The sequence below is a fragment of the Sphingobacterium sp. Mn56C genome (assembly GCF_049319645.1).
GTDB lineage: Bacteria > Bacteroidota > Bacteroidia > Sphingobacteriales > Sphingobacteriaceae > Sphingobacterium.
The window spans coordinates 505,021-520,916 of the sequence record NZ_JBMOUC010000001.1 but is presented as its reverse complement, the minus strand read 5'-3'; the positions used below and the strand labels follow the sequence as shown (position 1 = coordinate 520,916).

Annotated in this window: 16 protein-coding genes and 2 pseudogenes; 4 read left to right on the top strand and 14 right to left on the bottom strand. The window is 35.5% G+C overall.

Annotation, left to right across the window (positions count from 1 at the left end):
- Positions 1-97 precede the first annotated feature (97 nt).
- Complete coding sequence (locus ACL9RF_RS02380; RefSeq protein ID WP_422798990.1) at positions 98-517, top strand: topoisomerase C-terminal repeat-containing protein; 420 nt, start codon at positions 98-100, stop codon at positions 515-517.
- Between the two features lie 69 nt (positions 518-586).
- Here ACL9RF_RS02380 and ACL9RF_RS02375 read toward each other — a convergent pair whose 3' ends face one another.
- The 4 genes from ACL9RF_RS02375 to ACL9RF_RS02360 all read right to left on the bottom strand — a co-directional run bounded on the left by ACL9RF_RS02375 (position 587) and on the right by ACL9RF_RS02360 (position 2,755).
- Entirely contained in the window at positions 587-1,081 is a 495-nt protein-coding gene (locus tag ACL9RF_RS02375) for an ester cyclase (RefSeq protein ID WP_422798989.1), read from the bottom strand.
- 46 nt (positions 1,082-1,127) lie between these two features.
- A complete protein-coding gene (locus ACL9RF_RS02370) occupies positions 1,128-1,526 on the bottom strand; it encodes an ester cyclase (protein ID WP_422798988.1) in 399 nt (132 codons plus the stop codon).
- A gap of 12 nt (positions 1,527-1,538) precedes the next feature.
- Positions 1,539-1,919 (bottom strand): DoxX family protein, encoded by a 381-nt coding sequence (locus ACL9RF_RS02365; protein ID WP_422798987.1) that lies wholly within the window; start codon positions 1,917-1,919, stop codon positions 1,539-1,541.
- Between the two features lie 80 nt (positions 1,920-1,999).
- Positions 2,000-2,755, bottom strand: coding sequence for an SDR family NAD(P)-dependent oxidoreductase (locus ACL9RF_RS02360; RefSeq protein WP_422798986.1), 756 nt, complete (start codon positions 2,753-2,755; stop codon positions 2,000-2,002).
- Positions 2,756-2,880: 125 nt separating this feature from the next.
- Between ACL9RF_RS02360 and ACL9RF_RS02355 the strand changes: the two genes are divergently transcribed.
- Positions 2,881-3,204, top strand: coding sequence for a winged helix-turn-helix transcriptional regulator (locus ACL9RF_RS02355; protein ID WP_422798985.1), 324 nt, complete (start codon positions 2,881-2,883; stop codon positions 3,202-3,204).
- A 59-nt stretch (positions 3,205-3,263) separates the two neighbouring features.
- Here ACL9RF_RS02355 and ACL9RF_RS02350 read toward each other — a convergent pair whose 3' ends face one another.
- From ACL9RF_RS02350 to ACL9RF_RS02320, 7 genes and pseudogenes are all read right to left on the bottom strand, one after another.
- On the bottom strand, positions 3,264-3,476 hold the full coding sequence (locus ACL9RF_RS02350; RefSeq protein WP_422798984.1) for a hypothetical protein: 213 nt from the start codon (positions 3,474-3,476) through the stop codon (positions 3,264-3,266).
- A gap of 40 nt (positions 3,477-3,516) precedes the next feature.
- Positions 3,517-4,323 (bottom strand): helix-turn-helix domain-containing protein, encoded by an 807-nt coding sequence (locus ACL9RF_RS02345; protein ID WP_422798983.1) that lies wholly within the window; start codon positions 4,321-4,323, stop codon positions 3,517-3,519.
- Positions 4,310-5,221, bottom strand: coding sequence for a DMT family transporter (locus ACL9RF_RS02340; protein WP_422798982.1), 912 nt, complete (start codon positions 5,219-5,221; stop codon positions 4,310-4,312). The genes ACL9RF_RS02345 and ACL9RF_RS02340 overlap by 14 nt, the downstream gene beginning before the upstream one ends.
- A 20-nt stretch (positions 5,222-5,241) precedes the next feature.
- Positions 5,242-6,657, bottom strand: coding sequence for an aldehyde dehydrogenase family protein (locus ACL9RF_RS02335; RefSeq protein ID WP_422798981.1), 1,416 nt, complete (start codon positions 6,655-6,657; stop codon positions 5,242-5,244).
- A 249-nt stretch (positions 6,658-6,906) separates the two neighbouring features.
- A pseudogene (locus ACL9RF_RS02330) lies at positions 6,907-7,014 on the bottom strand (IS982 family transposase); the annotation flags it as partial.
- Between the two features lie 163 nt (positions 7,015-7,177).
- Positions 7,178-8,665, bottom strand: a complete 1,488-nt coding sequence (locus ACL9RF_RS02325; RefSeq protein ID WP_422798980.1) for an ankyrin repeat domain-containing protein — start codon at positions 8,663-8,665, stop codon at positions 7,178-7,180.
- A gap of 19 nt (positions 8,666-8,684) precedes the next feature.
- Positions 8,685-9,674 carry an alpha/beta fold hydrolase gene (locus ACL9RF_RS02320; RefSeq protein WP_422798979.1) on the bottom strand — a complete coding sequence of 330 codons (990 nt, stop codon included), beginning with the start codon at positions 9,672-9,674 and terminating at the stop codon, positions 8,685-8,687.
- A 97-nt stretch (positions 9,675-9,771) separates the two neighbouring features.
- Here ACL9RF_RS02320 and ACL9RF_RS02315 point away from each other — a divergent pair, with 97 nt between their 5' ends.
- Positions 9,772-10,134 carry a winged helix-turn-helix transcriptional regulator gene (locus ACL9RF_RS02315; protein WP_422798978.1) on the top strand — a complete coding sequence of 121 codons (363 nt, stop codon included), beginning with the start codon at positions 9,772-9,774 and terminating at the stop codon, positions 10,132-10,134.
- Positions 10,135-10,311: 177 nt separating this feature from the next.
- Here the strand turns inward: ACL9RF_RS02315 and ACL9RF_RS02310 are convergent, their stop codons facing one another.
- Complete coding sequence (locus ACL9RF_RS02310; RefSeq protein WP_422798977.1) at positions 10,312-11,487, bottom strand: MFS transporter; 1,176 nt, start codon at positions 11,485-11,487, stop codon at positions 10,312-10,314.
- 12 nt (positions 11,488-11,499) lie between these two features.
- Positions 11,500-12,660 (bottom strand): FAD-dependent oxidoreductase, encoded by a 1,161-nt coding sequence (locus ACL9RF_RS02305; protein WP_422798976.1) that lies wholly within the window; start codon positions 12,658-12,660, stop codon positions 11,500-11,502.
- A gap of 93 nt (positions 12,661-12,753) precedes the next feature.
- Between ACL9RF_RS02305 and ACL9RF_RS02300 the strand changes: the two genes are divergently transcribed.
- Positions 12,754-13,740: a helix-turn-helix domain-containing protein gene (locus ACL9RF_RS02300; RefSeq protein ID WP_422798975.1), complete on the top strand. Its 987-nt coding sequence runs from the start codon at positions 12,754-12,756 to the stop codon at positions 13,738-13,740.
- 102 nt (positions 13,741-13,842) lie between these two features.
- Here ACL9RF_RS02300 and mobC read toward each other — a convergent pair.
- Positions 13,843-15,844, bottom strand: a pseudogene (gene mobC / locus ACL9RF_RS02295) (conjugal transfer protein MobC).
- Positions 15,845-15,896 lie beyond the last annotated feature (52 nt).

Sequence of the window (15,896 nt, the reverse complement as noted above, 5' to 3'; positions counted from 1 at the left end):
TGGTCAATTTCGTCCGAAATCACATGGTCAATTTCCGCCGGAATAAGTGGTCAGTTTGATCCGGAATCGGGTGGTCAATATCACCGAAATCTCCACAATGACTGCCGAATGGGAGTTGGATTTGCAGAAAATAGAAAATAACGAAGCAGATGTAGCTGCATTTCAAAGGGAAATAGAAACCTATGCAAAATCTATTACAGATGAATTATTGCAAATTAGCATTACCCACGAAAACCTGCCCCAAATTATTTGCCCGAAATGTAAAAGTCATGGGCTTATTATTCGAGATAAGATTGTCAAATGTCCTGATGAGGTTTGTAATTGGGTACAGTTCCGCAATGTATGCGGTGTACAAATCAGCATAGCTGATATTGAAATACTTTTGAACACAAGTAAAACTTCACTTATTAAAGGAATGAAAAGCAAAGCTGGAAAGAAATTCGATGCTCATATCGTATTGAACGAGGATTGTACTACTTCATTTGAATTTGCCAAAAATAAAAGCTGTAAAAAGTGATGGAAAATAAATGAAAGTCTAAACAAATAATATTTAGACTTTCCAAATCATAGATAACAATTATGTTTACTATTCATTTACCTGACTCACAATATTTGCAGGATTCATTTCGAAATATGCATCTACCACTTTTCCATCTACAATATGGAAAAGATGCATCCATGTATTGGAAATATGTCTATTTGTAGGCAATAGACCGTTAAAGTCACCGGCATGCTTGCCTGTGACAGTACCATACACAGCAATCCATTCTCCATCATTCACAAAATGGGTAAAAGTATGCTTCATTTCACTGAATGCTGAAGAAAACATAGTAAGCATCGCGATATGGCTATTGCCATCAGCAGGAATATGGGACATTGAATTTGTGAAAGAATACTTTTTGTCCATCAGTTTTCTTAGTTCTTGATAATTTCCCGCGTCAACATTTTTATACCATTCTACAACAACTTCTCTATTTGTTTTCTTTTTCTCGCCGACACCTTTAAAACTCATCAAAGATATACTCACAAAAATGGTCATTAAAACTGATAAGTGTCGATGTGCTTTTGAAAATATTTTCATTTTTTTTATCTTATGATTGATTATTGAACAAGTAATTTTAAAAAATTTACTTTACACTGATTTGGTTTATAATATTTGCTGGATTCATTTCAAAATAAGCATCCGAAACCTTTCCATCTACAATATGGAAAAGATGCATCCATGTATTGGAAATAGATTTAGCGGTCGGTGCTATCCCAGTAAAATCTCCGGTATGTTTGCCTGTTACAGTTCCATATACGGCAATCCATTCTCCATCATTCACAAAACGGGTAAAAGTATGTTGCATTTCACTGAATGCTGAGGAAAACATAGTAAGCATAGCAATGTGGGTATCACCATCAGCAGGAATTGGCGACAATGAATTTTTGAAAGAATAGTTAGAGTTCATTAATTTTCTTACTTCATCATAATTGCCAGCATCAACGTTTTTATACCAAGCTATTGAAATTTCTTTATTAGTCATTATAGTATTATTTTAATTTGTTATATTTTTATATTGATATATTTTCTCATAAGATATATAAGAAACTGCAAGTATTACAAGGAACAATAAAGGAAGGAAAATGTATATAATATCATCCCCTTTTGAACCATGAGCAATAGAACCAGATATAAGATTAATGCCAAAACCAGCATAGGCGAATTGTTTTATACCTTTTGGAATTTTTGGAATTAATAAGACTAAAGCACCTAATATTTTAGCGATACCAAGTTCAACTCTAAAATAGGGTGGAAATCCTAAATGTTGAAAGGCTGCTTCGATTTGAGCCGCCGTAAGATATTGATAGGCACTATTGATCATAAAAAGTGAAAAAAAACCAGTAAAAAACCAGTAAATTATTTTTTTTGTTTTCATTTTTTTGAATTTTGAAAAATCTTTGTGAAGCTATGTTACTTCACAAAGAAAAATGACATGGAAATAATATATTTAGAAGGCTAACTTCTAAATGGCTCATTAACAGACGAAGCACCATCGATGACATATTCTGCTCCTGAAATAAATGATGCATCATCAGAAGCTAAGAACGTAACCAATTTAGCAACTTCATCCGGTTGGGCATATCTTTTTAATGGCATTTTACTTGTAAGAAAAGCATGAACCTCTTCGTTACCAAATTCGCCTTTATAGATAGCATCTGTAGCTGTCACAGATGGAGCTATAGAGTTTACCCTGATCTTTCTTGGAGCTAATTCTATTGCAGCAGCTTTGCTATAGGCCGTTAATCCAGCTTTGCTGGCTGCATATATACTCATTCCTGCCATAACAGTATATGAACTTATTGAAGTTGTATGAATAATAGAGGCTCCATCGTTAAGAATTGGAATAAATTTTTCAGTGGTAAATATTGCCCCTTTTAGATTTACGTTTAACGTTTTATCAAAATTTTCTTCTGATACATTTCCAATTGTTTCCTGAAAAGAACCAGCAGCATTCACAAACAACACATCAACTTTGCCATACAGAGAAGTGACAAAACCAACCAATTGATCTATGTCGTCTAGATTTGCCGTATCAGCGCGGAAACCTGTTGCATTTTCACCCAATACTTCGACAGCTTTATCAAGAACCTCTTGATTTCGACCTGTGATAACAACTTTTGCCCCTTGTACTATAAATTCTTTTGCTGTTGCAAGACCTATACCTGCACTTCCGCCACTAATAACGGCAACTTTATTTGCTAGTGTACTCATGTTAAAACTAATTTTAATTGTTTTTCTATTGCAAAATAGAAATTGTTGCTTTACATTTGCAAGTAGTTACACTTTTGTATAGTATTTACAAAAAGTAAACTTAAGTTGATTATCAATTTTTTGTTATGGAAAATAATTTAAAAAAAAATAAAACAAGATGTACTATTGAAGACGTCTTAGATATTTTGGGAGGAAAATGGGCAATGTCAATCATCTACGTTTTGTATGAAGGTAAAATGCGTTTTAAGGAAATAGAACGCGCTGTTCCTAATATAAACACCAGAATGTTAGTAAAAGAACTGAAAAACATGGAAGCTAATAAAATACTTACCAGGAAAGTTTTTGCTACAGTACCTGCTACAGTCGAATATGAATTAACTGAAAAAGGTAGAAAACTACAACCTATTATTAACGACTTAATTGAATGGGGACATGAATTTATAGATTAGCTTTGAGCTTCTTTCGTTCAAATTTCATATGAAAATGTTGTACCTAAATGCGATATTATTTAATTTTGTTGCAACAAGTGTTGTAAATTGGGGTCATTTTTAATACGTTGTATTTCGCTTTCAACAACCCCAACAATGTCGAGCTTAATCTGTTTATAATTAGCTTCAATTTCTTCTTTCATTTTATCTTCCCCATGGTCATCAACAAAGGATAAAATCTGCGGAATCTTTTGATAGACCTTTTGAGATTTGACATATCCATAATATGTCAAATCTCAAAAATATTTAACCTGTAAACTAATATTGAACTTATTACTCTTGTCTTAATGCAGAAGGGGGAATACCAAATTGTTTCTTAAAGACGTAAGAAAAATGTGATAAGTTTTCAAAACCTACATCAAGATAAACCTCTGATGATTTCTTTTTTTTTTCTTTAATTAAGAAATAGGCTTCGTTCAATCTTTTTTGTAACAGCCATTTAGAAGGTGCAACTTCATACACTTTTTCAAAATCTCTTTTAAATCCTGAAAGACTTCGTCCTGTGAGGTAAGCAAAACGAGGAATTTTTAAATTGAACAGATAGTTATGTTCCATAAATGCCTTCAAATCTATTTTTCCTGGTTCTGAAAAATCAAACAAAATATTTTTTAACTCCGGATGCACTTTTAATATAATCAATAGTACCTCTTCTAATTTAAGTTGTACAAGTGGGTCGTTTCTATCCGCTGAAAAAGGAAAATACGGTTCTAAAGATTTTACGAAATTGACAAAAAGCTTATCATTTTTCAATTCAATTACTGGTGGCATATCTGCTTTCCCTACCGCCTGGAAATTATATTTTTGGGCAAGCTTTATCAAGGTTTCTTGGTCGAAAGCAATTGATAGCGATTTGTACTCTCCATTTGATGATGTGTTTTTTACATACTTTGCTAACTTGTTTCTAACGCTAAACCTGAAAGAACCTTGATTAAAGACTTCTTCTGTACGTCCATCATAAACTTTTAACGAGCCTGAAATTTGAAATGCAAAGGCATGTTCGGGGATAAAGTTTTCTCCGTTTACCGACCTGCTAATATAACAGGAAGACATTATTCTGGGTCTATCTTCAATTGGTAACATTCTTCTTGTTTTTTATAGGCAATTTAATGATTTTATAAAAGAATAACACGCCCAACGTAATTATCAGCCAACCGATAAAATGTTGATAGCCTATTGATACTCCTAAAAATAAGAAAGAGAACAAAGCTGTGAGGATAGGTTGGTTATTAGTCATTATTGCGGCTTCAGATGCAGTTAAGTACTTTATACTTTTCATAAAAATCCATCTAGTAAGCAACGTTGCAACAATGGATGTGTATAACACAAACAATACCAGCTTTATGCTTATATCATTAGGAATATGAACGTCAGAAATACCTATTGGTATAAAACATAGCCATCCAAATAAGGTAGAATACATTACTATCGAAGTAGGACTTCCGGAGTGGCTAACTTTTTTTCCGAGAATTGAATATACACAGTTTACAAATGTGGATAGGAATATAAATATATCGCCTTTTTTCAAATTGAAATCCAAGAGAATATTCATATCACTACCCACTAATGTTACTATCACTCCTATAAATGCCAACAAAACGCCAATCACCTTATATAGGGTAAATTTTTCTTTCAGAAAGATACCAGATAAAATAGCTGTTATTGATGTAGCCAATGCGCCTATAAAACCAATGTTTATGGTTGAGGTTGTTTCGTATGCTTTAAACGCAAATAGGTTGCCTAATACTACTGACGTTATCCCCATTATTATCAGTAGTATCAGGTTTTTACCTGTCGGAAAATTTATCCCTTCTTTTTTTATAACTATAGGTACAAGAATAACCAATACAATCAACCACCTGAAAAATAGTAGTGATTGAGGGTTAAAAGATTTTAAAATTTGGCTAAGAAATATCACGTTTGAAGCTGCTGCAATACAATACAAAAGCATTAGCAAAGCTGCTTTGGTTTTCTCGTTCATACGATAAAGTTTTTAGAAAATTAAAACGCGATCACTTTGGGCTCTAAATGGAATTCTATCCCATAAACCCAACCTGTTCTGCCAATTCCTGATTCCTTAAAACCACCAAATGGAGATTTAAGTTCGGTATTAACTGCCTTATTTATGATTACTCTTCCTGAAAACATTTTCGAAGCTACCTTTTTTGCTCTTTCTAAATTATCAGAACTGATATATCCAGACAGTCCATAAACAGTATCATTTGCTATAGCAATCGCTTCTTCTTCTGTGTCATAGGCAATCACTGACAGTACAGGACCAAATATTTCCTCTTTGGCAATTGACATATCAGAAGACACGTTGACAAATACAGTTGGTTTTACATACCATCCCCCTAATCCGTCAGGGTTGCCTAATCCCCCCACTAGCAATTCTGCACCTTCTTCCACACCTTTGCGGATATATGATTGAACTTTATCAAATTGAGGGGCATTAACCATCGGCCCTATAACGGAATCAGTATCGTATAATTTTCCAATTTTTAAGTTATTTACTTCTTGAACTAATAGGGGCCTTATTTCGTCCATTTTACTTCGTGGGACGATTAACCTAGTACCTGCATGGCAAGCCTGACCACTATTGCTAAAAGCTATTTGTAGTGCTAGTGGAATTGCCTTGGACAAATCACAATCATCTAAAAGGATATTTGGCGATTTGCCACCTAACTCTAATGTTACTCTTTTCATCGTATCCATAGCTTGCTTTCCAATAATCTTACCAGTGGAAGTAGAGCCGGTGAACGAAATCATCGAGATATCGGGATGGTTTACCAAGGTAACGCCTGCAACAGCTCCCGTTCCATTTACAATATTTATGATGCCTGATGGTATATCGGCATTTAGGAAACATTCTGAAAGTAATTGGGTTTGTAATGCACTAAATTCACTGGGTTTTACAACAATAGTACAACCGGCTGCAATGGCGGGGGCTATCTTTGCGCAAATATGGTTATAATCAGCATTCCAGGGGGTAATTGCACCAACAATACCCAAAGGCTCTTTTACAATCATTGAATTTCCGTATTCTTTGATAAACTCTAATTCAAACATTGCCTCCTTTGCAGTAAGAAATGCGTGTGCTGCCGCTTTGGTTCGTCCCATTGTAGCGGTTATAGGCGATCCATACTCCAAAATTGCTAAATCATTAAGTTCTTTTTCCTTCTCAATAACGCTGTTATATAGCCTGTCAAGTATTTCCGCCCTTTCCTTTAAAGATGTCCTAGAAAAACTTAAAAATGCAGTTTTAGCGGCTGCAATGGCGGCATCTACATCGTTTTTATTACCTAATTGAACAGTTCCGATTAGTTGCGCCGTTGAGGGATTATATAGGTCCTGGATCTCAGTGCCGATGGATTTTACAAAAATCCCATTGATAAAGTGTTCATTTATCTGCTTCATATCATGATTATTTTATACCACAAAGTTATATGGTTTTGATACGAAGAGCTTTGTTAAATAGCCCAAATTCACTTTGTTTTTTAGCTCGTTTCTTTTATACCATCTTCTCGATCTAGTGAATGATATATTGATGTATAGTCATCGCTATTGTACCAGATGCTGTAACTCAGAATCATTATTGATGCGTTCTATTTCGCTTTCTACAATATTGAGAATATCTAGTTTTATCTGTTTATAGTTCGCTTCAATTCTGTTGAATATATTCTTATTGATGTATTGAATGACGGTCAACGCTGTAATCTTTGTTAAAATTTTGGTCTTGAAACCGTTAAATGATTTGGTGTAATTGCGTCTTACTATATGCAGGCGATGGGCATTAGTTTTCTCGAGTTCAAGGTGCTTATATCGTTTTAAGATTGCAAATTCTTTTTCCTTTCACGAGCCAGTTGAACAATGACAATTACGACAGTAGCAATTCCAAAAATTGGTGTAACAAATAAGAAAGTGTTTCTAGTCCATCTTATTTCTTTTCAGCTTGTTTTAATAAAGAGATTATTTCTTCGTAATGATATAGTTGCGCAAGTTCTAGTGGGGTAAGTCCAGAATGTGAAGTTAAATTTAAATCTGCTCCCACATTGACCAAACATTTTACTGCTTCCAAGTTGTTTTGCCAAACAGCATCATGAAGGGCGGTCATTCCATTGTATAACCCTTGCATGTTGATATCCAACCCTTTTTTTAATTTTTCCTCTTTTTTCTGTGTTAATGCATCAATTACTTTAGGATGGCCTGCATATGCCGCTTCATGTGCGGCGGTAGCCCCCATTAGTCCGTTGAGTAATTGGACATCAGCACCTGCATTTAACAATAAGAGAACAATCTCAACATGACCATCTCTTGCTGCGATACCAAGTGGCGTGTAATCATCATCGTAATTCCCCAGTTTTGGTATGCGTTCATTTACATTTATTCCACAATCAATAAGATTTTTTACAGTGTTAACGTCATTACCTTTTATGGCTTTAATCAAAGTTTGAGATTGGATTGCTTTTTTAAGAGTATGATTGTGTTTTTTAATTATATTAATCATCGAAGGTATACCTATATGTTTAGCAATATCCAAAGCAGATTCATGAAAATTATTTCTAAGTTCAATTCTTGCCCCATTTTCTAAAAGTATTTTAACTGCATCCTGCTGTTTGTAAAGTATTGCATCCATTAAAGCCGAATTTCCAATGATAGGACTTTGTAAATCGATGAAAGCTCCCTTGTCCAATAATAGCTGTATAATGAATGTATTTCCCGATTGGGCAGCTTTGTGCAGAGCTGTAGCCCCCATATTTGGATCAATCGCTAAAACATTTGCCCCCTTAGAAATCAATAGCTCAACCAATTCAGTATGTCCAAAACCAGAAGCTAGCATCAATGGTGTAAGCCCTTTAGAATTTGGTAAATCTACGTCTAAGCCATTTTCTAAAAGCGATTTAACTGTAGCCAAATCATTTTTGTATATAGCATGTTCCAAAGGAGTAGTAGCAGTTTGATTTAACGAAGGGTGGTCATTTGAGATACTTTTCTTCTTTATAACAAATGCCTTCAATTCTTCCATTTTTCCATTTTTGAATCGCCAATTATCGCAATAAGTGTAATGGTCGTAGTTTCCGGTCTTATTTTTTAAACTGATTTCGCCTGTTACAGTTACAAAGTCTCCTTCTTCGGTTATCGTTTCGATATTGAATACAGGTGGCTCTAAATAAACTTCGCTCATATATTCTCGAACTTTATATTTTCCGTTGAGTGTCTGATCGCCTACAAAAACCCATTTGGTATCTTCTGTACAGTAAGCTAAAAAACTTTCGTAATCCCCTTTTGCTACTGCTGCATTAGCATTTTGTAATATGGTTTTATTGCTCATTCTTGTTTGTTTTTTTAATTGATTATTTCTTGTTTGTGCATGTACGGAAGAGATCAGCATAAATGCTGAAATAATACTAAATAATCGATCCATATCAAGTTTTTAAAATTATTTAATAATTTATTTGTTGTAAAAAAGCTATAATTTCACTACTTACAATTTTTGCAGCTTCATGTTGTGGCCAATGTCCAACGTTATCCAATACCACTTGTTTAATCAATCCGGGATGAACTTTTTGAAGATCTTCAAGTGTTGGAATTTCAGGATGAAAAAATCGACATAATCCATCTTTTTTTCCCCAGATATAAAGACTCGGTTGTGTGATTAGTTTATTTTTTAGTTCAGGCATTTCATCAAATGTGGTTTGCATCCCTCTATAATGATTTATTCCCGTTTGGAAACCTGTTTTTTCAAACCAGCTAATTGTTTTTTTTACATACTCATTAGTTGTCCATTCTGGAATATCTACAGGAGAAGACCGAAACATATTTCTTTTTGCATCAACAGGATCCCAACCTGTACCATTTATTGGACTTCCAGAAAGCCAATAAAGAATATTTTTGAGCGTTTTTTCAACAGGTAGATAATCTTTTTCTAAATGGTTTCCCATCATTTCGAAGGCATAATATTTATTTTCAAATCCATTCTTACGCAAAAAGTTCCAATAACTCATATCTCCCCTAGGTGCAAAAGGAATACTTAAACTAACCAATGCCTTGAACCGATCAGGTCGCATTAGCATCGCCTTTTGTGCATGATCTGCACCCCAATCGTGTCCTACCAAAGCCGCCGTTTCAATATTTAGAATATTCAACATATTTATCAAATCGTCAACAATATGCTTGGCACTATAAAACTTGTAATCCGAAGGTGCATAGCTACCTCCAAATCCACGCATGTCCAAGGCTATCGTTCGATACCCAGCATTGGCAAGACTATTCATTTGATTTTTCCATGTTTCTGCGATGTCTGGAAATCCATGACAAAATAGCACCACTCGCCCTTTTCCTTGCTCTATTATCCGAAATGAATGCCCATTGATGCTTAACTGTTTTTCCATAATTGGGTATTCTTTATTTTCTTTTAAATTTTTATTCTTCATCTGATAATCTTTATTAATAACAGTACAAATGTAAAATAGACTTATGCAATTTCGTATATTGGCGCCTAATTGTATGGTACTATAAAAAAGGTAAGTAATGGGAAAAATAAAGGAAACATCCACTAATTTTGAAAATAAAAAGGTTTTGGCAGATGAATGTTCTGAAGCATATGCAGCAAACATTATTGGTGGACAGTGGTCATTGGTTATTTGTTCTTGGCTATTAAATGGAAAAATGCGTTTTGGTGAATTAAAAAAATCTATACCAAATATTACTGAACGTATGCTCACTTTACAATTACGAAAACTTGAAGAACATCATGTTATTACAAGGACCGTTTATGCAGAAGTTCCTCCGAAAGTAGAGTATGAACTCACTGAAATAGGTTATGAATTAAAACCGATTATCCGCCAAATGGAAAAGTGGGGAGAGCGTCACAAAAATCTAAAAGTTAAATAAGTTGAATTTTCTTTATAAAATAATGGGACAGTAACGACGTCACAAATTTTCAACACCGCTACCATAACTATGGGATACTGTTAAAAGAAGGAGGCCTTACACTTAACTCCGTGCATATGCAAATGAAAAATTAGTAGATAGATATCATGTAATGAGCAGCATTGATTTTGATTTACTTCAGGTACGCTTTGTATATAGTCTAAGTGTTACCAATACAACTAATGTTGCTGCTAAGTATAACATGGCGGGACTGTAAAAATAGATTGCACCAGCCAATAACGGAATAAGTACATTATTTGCCGATTGGAGGCTTTGATTTATACCTTGCACTTCACCTTGTTTATTTTCGTCAACAGACTGTGACAATTTTCCGTTGTATATTGGTTCGAATAAACCTGATCCGCAAATAATACAGATAAGGGCAAATGAAATGATAGTTACCGAAGATATGAATGTGCTGACTATAATTAATCCTAGACCTAAACCAAGAATAATTAAACCTGTTATTCCAATATTTTTATCGCTGAAACGTTTCAGTAGCCAAGGCAATATTATTGCGCGAGTAATTATATCACAGACCCCGACTATCGTTAGTATAACTCCAATAAATTCAGGTCCCCATTTATAAACATCCTTAAGAAAAAGAATAAAATTGAACTGGAAAATACCTAAGCCTGCATAAAATAATATACCTACTAATAGCAATATTTTAACCGCTTTTAAACTGAATATATTTTTAAAATGCGAAAACGTATTAAAACTGTTAAGAGAAATTCGTTTAGTTCTCTTTTCCGGAGCAAGGGATTCCGGTAGAAAAAAATAAACTGCTAGGCATGAAATGAGTATGAGTGCTGCAGTAACATAAAACGGAAATGCCAAATCAATGCTTCCCAGCAGCCCGCCTAATGCCGGGCCACCCAGTTTTCCAATCCCCATAGCAGAACCTATATAGGCATACCATCTAACCCGTTCTTTGGGTTCAGTACTGTCTGAAATATAAGCAAATAATGCACTAATATTCCCTGCCGTAATCCCGTCAATAATACGTCCAAGAAAAAGAATCCACAATGCCCCGCCTATACCAAACAAAATATATCCGACAACTGAACCTAATAAGCTGATTGTTAAAACTATTTTTCGTCCATACCGGTCACTTAATACCCCTAAAATCGGGGCTGCAAAAAATGTACAGGCCGCAAATACAGATACAAGCGCACTCATGCCAATAACAACTTTTTCAGGAGAAAGATATTGGCCAACTATAAAAGGGAGCAACGGCAGAATTATAGACAGGCCGATAGAATTCATTGCTACAATTCCTATTATGACCCATAATTGCTTTTTTGATTTCATCTGATGTGATAGTTACTTTATTCCAAAAGCATGTAACATTTTCTCCATTGCACCTGCCGAGTGCATGTGTTCTCCGTTTTCCAGTGACTGTTTTGCTGCCGCTGATGCTCTTTTACGCATATTGAATTCATAGGTAGAAATGGCTTCCCGCAAAGTGTCGAATTGACCTGATGTTAAAAATTCGTTTAATTCCAAAGCATCAAACATAGAAGTGTTTGCACCTTCTCCGGCAAAAGGAGGCATTACGTGCGCAGCATCTCCCAATAATGTAACGTCAGGCTTTGATTCCCAGGTTTGATCTAAGGGCATACAGTAAATTGGACGTGGAATAGCTGGTATTTCCATATGTTCAAAAATACCGTACCAGATACTGCTCCAGTCACTATACTCTTTTTTGAACCATTCCAGTAATTGTGCTTTATTATAAAAATCCAAACTGCTATTTGCAACCCAATTTTCATCTTGTTTAAAACTTATATAAAAACCCAGACCCCCAATAAACTTCTGACCTCCAAGAACATTCTTTCCGTCTCCGAAAGCCATTACTTTGCCACCGTTAAGCAATTTATAAATATGTGGCGTTACTTCTTTAGCATTTTGGATATTGATTTCAAGCATTGTAATACCCGAATAAAAAGCCTTAATATCAGTAATATACGGGCGGATCTTTGAATTAGCACCATCTGCTCCCACAACCAGATCTGCATAGACAGATGCACCATTTTTTAGATTTAATAACCAGCCTTCGTTTTGTTTTTCCATTGATATAAAATGACTATCCCAAACAACTGTTTCTGGCGCTAAAGAGTCTAAAAATATTCTTCGTAACGCACCACGATCTATTTCAGGTCGAGACACTTCTGGTTCAGAACCTTTAATCATGATATGATTGTGGTCACTATAGATTATCTCTGCTTTTTCATTAATAATAATTTTTTTATCAGCATTCTGACGAACATTCTTTGTAAAGGCTTCTACTAAATCAGCCTTACGGATAGCTTGCCATCCCGAATTTTCATGCATGTCGAGTGGGGAACCCTGAACCCGAGCATCCTTGTTTACATCTCTTTCGTATACTTTGACATTCACACCTTTAATTTGTAAAAGTCTTGCTAAAGTTAAACCTCCAGGGCCGGCGCCAATAATGGCAACTTGTTTATTTTCTAGTAACATGATTTTATGTTCTTTAATGACTATACAAAATTATTAAGTATATTAGAGATAAAATAATCATAATAGACATAGAAATAGCTGTAAAAGACTTTCATGAACAGTATAAAACATACAGAACCAAAGGTATTAAAGAGTTTTGCCCAGTTGTTGGGTACAAAGATGAATAACTGGAAGTTAGAAATTCCTGAAAAATTTGGCAAGGGCTATTGTTGGGGCTACGTGTTTAATGAACATATCCGAATGTTGATTTTTAACTATAAACTCCATGAAAATATGGTCATTGAAAATCCGGATATTAATGAAACGGCAAGGGTAATCTTATTTAAATTTCAAAATATTTTTCCGGACACCGAAAGCTTGCCAGAAGATATACCCTCCATGACAACACCTTCGGTTTTAATTGCTACGAGAAGTCTCAACACAGATATTACTATTCCCGTGCATACCAATACAGCCACCATTAATATAGAAGTAGATGCAGGATATTTGAGGGGGTTATTTGAACTTCCTGATCAATCGCATCTATTGCAAAATTTGCTGGAAAATACACAGCCTTTATTATTCGAACAAATGATTTTTCCTTCTTTACAGAAAATTGTGGATGAAATTGTGTCTGATTCCAGCAACCAAATTTTTAAACTATTTTTTCTGAGGTTAAAGGCCGAAGAACTCGTTTGCCGCTTGTTGATGGAACTAGAAAAACGGGATATGAAGCAAATTTATACTTTAAATGCCAATGATATTGAACGCATATATCAGGTTAAGAAACAAATGCTCGAAAGCCTGGACAAGCCGCCCTTAATTAAAGAGCTAGCCTTAGCTGCAAGTATGAGCCCCACCAAATTAAAAAATTTATTTAAGCAGATTTTTGGTAACAGTATTTTTAGTTATTATCAGGAGTTTAGAATGAAAGAAGCTAGCCGGCTTTTAAAAGAGGGCGCCCTATCTGTCTCCGAAGTAGGATATAAATTAGGCTTCTCTAATTTAAGTCATTTTTCTAAAGTTTTTTTTTCGCATATAGGTATTAAGCCTAAGCAGTACAGTAAAATGCATGTAATAAAAACACCACCCAAAATTTAATATCTTGGCTATTTAAATAGAATTTCAAAGACATTTTGTAACTCCCATTTTTTATCTCATCGCAATTAATTTTAAAAATGACAAAATATTTGAAGATATGTTTTACACCTGATTCACCAAATGCTGCAAATCAGGATCGTTATTGATGCGTTCAATTTCGCTTTCTACAATATTGAGAATATCTAGTTTTATCTGTTTATAGTTCGCTTCAATTTCATCTTTCATTTTATCTTCCCCGTGCTGATCCGTAAAGGATAAAATCTGCGGGATTTTTTGATAAGCTTTCGTTTCGGAAGCCACTTTTTCATTATCCAACACAATTTCAGCATGAAACATTTTCTGTTCGATGCGTTCATCGAAGTTGTCCGCTACTGCTCCGACAAACATACCCTGTGTGAGCATGGATATTTTGGAGGCAGGAATTAAGCTATCCATTTGGGTGGATATAGATGTGGATTTATCATTGCGATTTATCGTAATGCTTTGGCGTTTCTGCAAGACCTTACCAAACCGCTCACTTAGGTTTTTTGCTGTTTCCCCTAAAACTTGACCGGAAAAAATATTACCAACGGTGTTTTGGATGACCTTGCTTTCCTTGTCGCCGTAATCCCGTGTTAACTGCGAATAGTCTTGAAATCCCAAGCACACCTATACCTTATTGCTACGTGCTGTTGCGATAAGATTGTCCAGTCCTCGGAAATATATCGTAGGCAACTCGTCTATGATGACGGAACTCTTTAACTGTCCTTATCTTATTGATAAGTTTTACAATCCTCGAATTGTACAATCCTAAAGCGGACGAATAGATATTTTGAGGGTCGGGGTTATTCCCGACACAAAGTATCTTCGGCTCTTGGGGGTTGTTGATGTCCAGTGAAAAATCATCCCTCGTCATTACCCAATAAAGCTGTGGCGAAATCATCCGTGACAATGGAATTTTCGCCGATGCTATCTGCCCCTGCAACTGGTCTTGCGCTCCGCCTTGCCACGCATCCATGAACGCTGAAAGGTAGTTTTCCAGTTCGGGGTACGAGGTTAATATCGTGAATATGTCCGCATATTTTTTGTTCAGAAATTCAATAGCGTGTGGGAAAGTACAATACTTTCCGTTTTCATAGATTTTCAGATACCAAATGATGGAAGCAAGCAATATAATAGGACTTTCCACGAAAAAATCCCCTTGCTTACTTATCCACGTTTTGTTGAGGTTAAGCATGATGGTATATGATGCTTCGTAGGCATCGGATATATCCGTCATAAAGTTTGGGTTGAGCGGATTGCATCGGTGGCTTCGGCGTGGGTCATCGAAGTTGATAACATAAAATTTGGGCTTTACCTTATATTTATCGGAATGTTTCAGCAAATGGTTGTAGGCAATCCTTGAAAGGTCGTCAAACTTGAAGTCGTAGATGTACATCGCAAATCCTTTTTCGATGTGTTGCTTGATGTAGTTGTTTACGATGGCGTAGGATTTTCCGGAGCCGGGAGTACCAAGTACCATCGAGGCTCGAAAAGGATTGACGACATTAACCCAACCATCATTCCATTTGCCTTTATAATAAAACTTCGTAGGGAGATTGACGGAGTATTCATTTTCCATCAGACGGGTTTCCTGTTGGAAACTCTCGTTTTCATTATTGAAAACATCGTCCATCAGATTGTTGCGGAGTAGTCGGCTCATCCATACCCCTGCCATGAGCAAAGCTATATATCCCAAGCCTGTTGTAAGGATATAAAGCGATGTAGCAATCCCTGCCGACAATTTCAATAAGGGTGTGTTCAAAAAGAACAGCACAAAGCCAATGGCTAGGGCAGTGTAAATCTTAGCCCATGTTATCTTTTCATCCTTTACGCCCTTATTACCAAGACAGCTTAACGTCAATAATACCAGTGCAAAAATCTTGGTGTAAAGCGTGTGTTCAAATAGCCCTGCGGTACGGTTAAAATTGGTCAATATCTTACCGATAATTTCCAGTGTCCATCCCCGTTCGGCAAAGAACCCGTAACAGAACCAGTAAAAGTGCATCAGTACCAACAGAATACTTACGGCACGCATAAAAGCCATGATTTTGGCTAATCCTCTCAAATCGTCTTCTCCTTGCATAACAAAAAAATTTAGTGATGCAGGGAATTTAGAGGCTATTTAAAAGCACTTA

Bases quoted from the DNA above. Each gene is read 5' to 3' on its own strand.
- ACL9RF_RS02380 (WP_422798990.1), top strand. From the start codon at position 98: ATGACTGCCGAATGGGAGTTGGATTTGCAGAAAATAGAAAATAACGAA.
- ACL9RF_RS02375 (WP_422798989.1), bottom strand. From the start codon at position 1,081: ATGAAAATATTTTCAAAAGCACATCGACACTTATCAGTTTTAATGACC.
- ACL9RF_RS02370 (WP_422798988.1), bottom strand. From the start codon at position 1,526: ATGACTAATAAAGAAATTTCAATAGCTTGGTATAAAAACGTTGATGCT.
- ACL9RF_RS02365 (WP_422798987.1), bottom strand. From the start codon at position 1,919: ATGAAAACAAAAAAAATAATTTACTGGTTTTTTACTGGTTTTTTTTCA.
- ACL9RF_RS02360 (WP_422798986.1), bottom strand. From the start codon at position 2,755: ATGAGTACACTAGCAAATAAAGTTGCCGTTATTAGTGGCGGAAGTGCA.
- ACL9RF_RS02355 (WP_422798985.1), top strand. From the start codon at position 2,881: ATGGAAAATAATTTAAAAAAAAATAAAACAAGATGTACTATTGAAGAC.
- ACL9RF_RS02345 (WP_422798983.1), bottom strand. From the start codon at position 4,323: ATGTTACCAATTGAAGATAGACCCAGAATAATGTCTTCCTGTTATATT.
- ACL9RF_RS02340 (WP_422798982.1), bottom strand. From the start codon at position 5,221: ATGAACGAGAAAACCAAAGCAGCTTTGCTAATGCTTTTGTATTGTATT.
- ACL9RF_RS02335 (WP_422798981.1), bottom strand. From the start codon at position 6,657: ATGAAGCAGATAAATGAACACTTTATCAATGGGATTTTTGTAAAATCC.
- ACL9RF_RS02325 (WP_422798980.1), bottom strand. From the start codon at position 8,665: ATGGATCGATTATTTAGTATTATTTCAGCATTTATGCTGATCTCTTCC.
- ACL9RF_RS02320 (WP_422798979.1), bottom strand. From the start codon at position 9,674: ATGAAGAATAAAAATTTAAAAGAAAATAAAGAATACCCAATTATGGAA.
- ACL9RF_RS02315 (WP_422798978.1), top strand. From the start codon at position 9,772: ATGGGAAAAATAAAGGAAACATCCACTAATTTTGAAAATAAAAAGGTT.
- ACL9RF_RS02310 (WP_422798977.1), bottom strand. From the start codon at position 11,487: ATGAAATCAAAAAAGCAATTATGGGTCATAATAGGAATTGTAGCAATG.
- ACL9RF_RS02305 (WP_422798976.1), bottom strand. From the start codon at position 12,660: ATGTTACTAGAAAATAAACAAGTTGCCATTATTGGCGCCGGCCCTGGA.
- ACL9RF_RS02300 (WP_422798975.1), top strand. From the start codon at position 12,754: ATGAACAGTATAAAACATACAGAACCAAAGGTATTAAAGAGTTTTGCC.